The sequence below is a fragment of the Legionella moravica DSM 19234 genome (assembly GCF_000423305.1).
Classification (GTDB): Bacteria; Pseudomonadota; Gammaproteobacteria; order Legionellales; family Legionellaceae; genus Legionella; species Legionella moravica.
Genome location: NZ_AUHS01000047.1, coordinates 1 through 5,481 on the forward strand (window position 1 = coordinate 1; position 5,481 = coordinate 5,481).

Sequence of the window (5,481 nt, forward strand, 5' to 3'; positions counted from 1 at the left end):
TTTTAATAACTTTTCACGCAAATTACATCCAGAAGCATTAAGTAACTACAAAAAGTGACGACAGCTTTAGAGGCATAAATTTATATCGCGTTAAAAGATCCGTTTTATTTTTCTTATCATCCCGAAAATAAACGACTTATCCAAATTCGCTCAATTCTTCCAAATGGAAGTAGGGCATGATTTGGTAGACAGTTTGACTCCGGCAGTCAGCAAATAATTTCAAAAGAATCGGACGATGGCAGCGATTCATCATGTCGGTCGGTGGCTTCATTAGCAGCGCCCATTATTGGTTGGAGACCCTTTAGCACAGGTCAAGGATTTACAAACCGATGCGCCTGATTGGAATGGCCTGACTTCAAGACAGATCATGCGATTAAAGTCTGCTTGTGAGGACGGACTAAAAGTTGTTCGCGTAAAAACCAGAATCCTTTGATGGAAACGGCATTTTTTTACATGTTATTAGGAACAGGGCTTCGCGAACCCAAAGTGGTTTTTTTAAATGTTGGGCAATACTAGAAAAAGGGGTTGTTTGATGTGTTGCGCCATAAGACGAAACGTATCAGTCAGAACATTTCTTTACCACAAGAGAGTAGGTCGTATTTGGACGAGTACTTGGAAACCATAAAGGCTAGCGAAGATGATCCCTTGTTTGTAACACGTTATGGCACGCGTCTGCAGACCTCAGATGTTTATCGAATCTGTCAGTGATAAAATAAGCCTTGGCTTTTTACCTGAGGCTGAAACGTTTGAGTTTATACCACACAAGCTCAGGCATACCTTTTTGAAGATGGTCACTGATAAGCATGGATGCATTATGCGCAGGAGTTAAGTGGAAACGTATCCATTAAAGAAATTTTTCGTTATGCAAGGCCAAGTCAGGATAAGATGCAGTCAACGATTGAGGAATTATTTGAAAGTTAAACAGAAAAACATTTTCCATTTCTTCTAAACTTGGCGATACAGTCCTATCAAAACGATAAAACTGCTGTAGATAAAATTCTAGATCATATAGATAAACGGGATAATGATCTAAAAGAGGTCTTTAATACCTTTTCAATCGTTATATCATCCTGTTTCATAAGCACGAGTTAACTGGCCTGCTTTACTGACCACTAAATGGGTTTCTATGGCTAATTTCCTTAACACTTGCAGTAGCCTGATGCCGTAAATGCTTCGTGAAGAACCGCTAATTCCTATAATAAGACCTGGTTCGTTGGTCATGTAATGTCACTTTGGATATTAGAAGGTGAGATTTTACCAAATTATTGGGCATAAAACGTGTTTTGATTTATTTCTTTGGAGCCAAGATCATTACGTAACGAAAAATTAAATCACGCTATCAGTGAATTCTGTATGATGTGGAATTTCACCCATCAAATTTCCTGTCAAGTGAGTCGCTGTCTGGAAATGATTGGGGCAAGGTTTGAGAAATAAAAATTGGAGGAATTTTTTTGATTATCCATCATTAACAAAGTATCATCATTGGGAATAGTCTTTCTTGGACGAGCTTATAGTCAAACATCAAATACAGGGCTTAAGCTCAATCACCTTTATGCCAACGGGGTGCTATTGAATCTCGCTTATCTGAGGTAAGGATACCAACGTGCTGAAAAGAAACCGAATATTTTACATTTATCAAGTTTTAGTTGGATTATTTTTATGGTTTACGGCCATGTCCATGGTGCAAGCAGCCAGGCCCTTATGGACGTTCACTCCGGCAGTAGGTTCCAATCCTACCCAGGCGATACCGGCAAACGGCAGTGCCTCAATACAGTATATCATTGAGAATCAATCCAATAAATCCAAACAGCTGGTCATGGTGCCGATACCAGGCGTCACACAAACCGCTCCTTGCCCATTAGCCCCCAAAGGGCAGGCTGGCAGCAGTTGTACGTTAAATCTTGTCATCAGCGGCAGCGCTTTGCCCCAAAACGGTGTTCATGGCGGCCCTGCCTTATGCCAAACCAATGCTGACGGCAGTCCTAATTCCTCTCAATGTTATCAGCCAAGCCCGGGTAATCAACTCAACATCACCCTAAGTACGGCACCTCCGACACCACCAACACCCAGTGCAACCATTTCCGTTAATGGGTCGCCACTGTTATTAATTCCAAATACGACAGGGTCATTAATTGTGACCAATACGGGCAGTAATACTGCACTGAATGTAATGGCAAGTCTGCCTCCTGCTTTAATGACCGACGTCACTCAAGATGCCAGCAATTGCGCCATATTAATCGCAGGGGAGAGCTGCAACCTTCACTTTACTGTCAACGCCCAATCCCATCCGCCAACGGCAATTACTGTTGCGGGCACCAATACCAATACAGTTGGGGCAACGATAACCCTGACCTTGCCTTATGTGACTAATGGGACTGTGAATGCGATTGTATTGGATGCGGCTAATAACCTCATCTATCTGGGAGGATCTTTTTCTTTAGTAGGCCCTAACGTCGGCAACGGAGTCCCTCTTGACAACAGTACAGGCTTGCCGGTGGCTACTTTTCCGCTCGTGAATGCGGTAGTCCATGCGGTGGTGGCTGATGGCGATGGCGGTTGGTATATTGGCGGGTCTTTCACAAACGTGGGTGGTGAACCCCGCAATAGAATTGCCCATATTCTAAGCGATGGTTCTGTAGATCTCACCTGGAATCCTGACGTCAACGGCACGGTCTTAGCTTTGGCTGTCAGCAGCACCACTGTCTATGCTGGCGGGGTATTCACCTCTGCAGGCGGCCAAGCCCGTAATAACATTGCCGCTCTGGATATCACCACAGGCAATGCCACTGCCTGGAATCCCAACGCCAGTAGCAGTGTCACCGCCCTTGCTGTCAGTGGTTCTACGGTTTACGCCAGTGGGACCTTCACCTCCATAGGCGGTCAGGCTCGCAATCGCATTGCCGCCCTGGATGCCAGCACTGGCAACGCCACCGCCTGGAACCCTAACGCCAACAACAGCGTCGATGCCCTTGCCATCAGCGGCTCAACCGTTTACGCTGGCGGTAGTTTCACCTCTATAGGCGGTCAAGCCCGCAGTCGCATAGCCGCTCTGGACGCCAGCACTGGCAACGCCACCGCCTGGAATCCTAGCGCCAGTAATACCGTTTCTGTTCTTGCTGTCAGTGGCAGCACTGTCTACGCTGGCGGGAATTTCACTAGTATAGGCGGCCAGGGACGCAATCGCATAGCCGCCCTTGATGCCACCACCGGCAATGCCACCGCCTGGAATCCCAATGCCAATAACAGCGTCACAGAACTTGCTGTCGACGGCACCACCGTCTATGCTGGCGGGCTCTTCACCTCTATTGGCGGCCAAACACGCAATTATATTGCCGCTTTGGACGCTACCAGTGGCAACGCCACTGCTTGGAATCCTAACCCCAATAGTGGAGTCGGCGCTGTTGGGGTCAGCGGCTCCACCGTCTATGTTGGTGGAGTATTCACTTTCATGGGCGGTGATACACGTAATAACATTGCCGTTCTGGACGCCACCAGTGGCAAAGTCACCTCCTGGAACCCCAATGCCAACGGTACCGTCTCTGCCCTTGCTGTCAGTGGCGCCACCGTCTACGCCGGAGGGGCCTTTACCTCCATAGGTGGTCAAGCACGCAATCGTATAGCCGCCCTGGACGCCACCAGCGGTAATGCCACCCCCTGGAATCCCAACGCCAACAACACAGTCTCTGCTCTTGCTGTCAGCGGTACCTCCGTCTACGCTGGCGGTAGTTTCACCTCTATAGGTGGCCAAGGACGCAATAACATTGCCGCCCTGGACGCCGCCAGCGGCAACGCTACCGTCTGGGATCCCAATGCTAACGGCAGCGTCGGTGCCCTTGCTGTCAGCGGCAGTACCGTTTACGCTGGCGGCGCCTTTACTACCATAGGCGGTCAAGCACGTAATCGCATAGCCGCCCTGGATAACACCAGTGGCAACGCTACCGCCTGGGACCCCAATGCTAACAACACCGTCTCTGCCCTTGCGGTCAGCGGTACCACCGTCTACGCTGGCGGCAGTTTCACCTCTATAGGTGGCCAAGCACGCAATCGCATAGCCGCCCTGGACGCCACCAGTGGTAACGCCACCGCCTGGGACCCCAATGCTAACGGCAGCGTCTTTGCGCTTGCGGTCAGTGGTACCAGTGTCTACGTTGGCGGATCCTTCTCCTTCATAGGCGGTCAAACACGCAATAACATTGCCGCTCTGGACGTCGCCAGTGGTAACGCCACCGCCTTGAACCCCAACGCCAACAACATCGTCTCTGCCCTTGCGGTCAGCAGTAGCACGGTCTACGCTGGTGGCGCCTTCACCAGGTTAAATAACGTACCATTTTTGAGATTTGCCATCATTCCTATGGAACTGATTCCTTGAGGTATTTGCAGGGCTCAGGTATTCGGGCTCTTGGTATTTGCGTACCAAGAGCCTTTGACTAAATGCAGGTTCATTACTTTGAAAAATTTTATTACCCTTCATGGGGTATAGATAAAAAAATGATTTTAGATCAGCTGGGAAAGATGCTGCATTAGAACTGGGATCCCAATATTAAACGCCTTTTTTTTAAACACCTCTACCAGTATCATGTGAGGTAAAGTAAGTGCTGCCAACAGGTATACCGTTAAAAAAAACAGCTTCCTGCCAATCCAGGCTGCTTGGTAAAAAAGCATATGCTGTTATTGAAAAGGTGTACGTTAGCAAAGTCATTGGCAATAAGTCTTTAACGAATGTTCGATATGATGAATACCTCATCTTTTTAAAGAGCATAGCAAAATATATACATGAATGAATACCAACAAAATAAACGGTTAAAAAAGCCAGTGGCGGTACTAAAAGTGAAGCCACAAGCACGATAATAACCTCATGATCACTATCTTTTTTTAAAGTAAAAAGCCCGAGACCAATTACTGGCAATAAACCACATGCAGCCGACTGCAAAAAATGAGCATATAACACGGCGTGTTCTGAGCCGATTAGGTAGGAAAATAAGACACCTATTTGTTGAGTATGAAGTAATGCAGGCAGACAGATAATAGATAAACCAATAACTAAAGCTAAAAAATAACGGTAGAATTTTGCCTGGAAAAAACTTGAATCATAGCAATCCATAACAAAATGATGGGCAGAATACAATAAAAAAAAACAAAAAAGAAAGAAGAAAACCAGTAAAAACCAAGAAAAACAAATTTTATCTCATATCAATAAAAAGCCAGGGAATCAAGCCACTGTCTTTAATACACTTACCATTCGGGGGCCACCGGAGCTCGTTTCACTGATAAAAGAGAATAGAACAGGTTAATTATTTTGAATACTGTCTTGCACAGTAGGAATACGTTCATCTTGAAAATCAGAATAGGTTAAAAAAGTGACCGTTCTATACTTTCACCATTTCAGTTTTAATAACTTTTCACGCAAATTACATCCAGAAGCATTAAGTAACTACAAAAAGTGACGACAGCTTTAGAGGCATAAATTTATATCGCGTTAAA

General features: G+C 46.2%; 2 protein-coding genes and 1 pseudogene. 1 reads left to right on the plus strand and 2 read right to left on the minus strand.

All coding sequences use genetic code 11. The features are described from left to right. Positions 1–1,071: 1,071 nt before the first annotated feature. Positions 1,072–1,221, minus strand: a pseudogene (locus G543_RS18735) (flavoprotein); the annotation flags it as partial. A 382-nt stretch (positions 1,222–1,603) separates the two neighbouring features. Here G543_RS18735 and G543_RS18440 point away from each other — a divergent pair. Continuing rightward, positions 1,604–4,369, plus strand: coding sequence for a beta strand repeat-containing protein (locus tag G543_RS18440; RefSeq protein ID WP_051190667.1), 2,766 nt, complete (start codon positions 1,604–1,606; stop codon positions 4,367–4,369). A 186-nt stretch (positions 4,370–4,555) separates the two neighbouring features. On the opposite strand, the gene G543_RS0109985 is transcribed toward G543_RS18440, so the two are convergent. Then, positions 4,556–5,179, minus strand: coding sequence for a Brp/Blh family beta-carotene 15,15'-dioxygenase (locus G543_RS0109985; protein WP_081675661.1), 624 nt, complete (start codon positions 5,177–5,179; stop codon positions 4,556–4,558). Between the last annotated feature and the right edge of the window lie 302 nt (positions 5,180–5,481).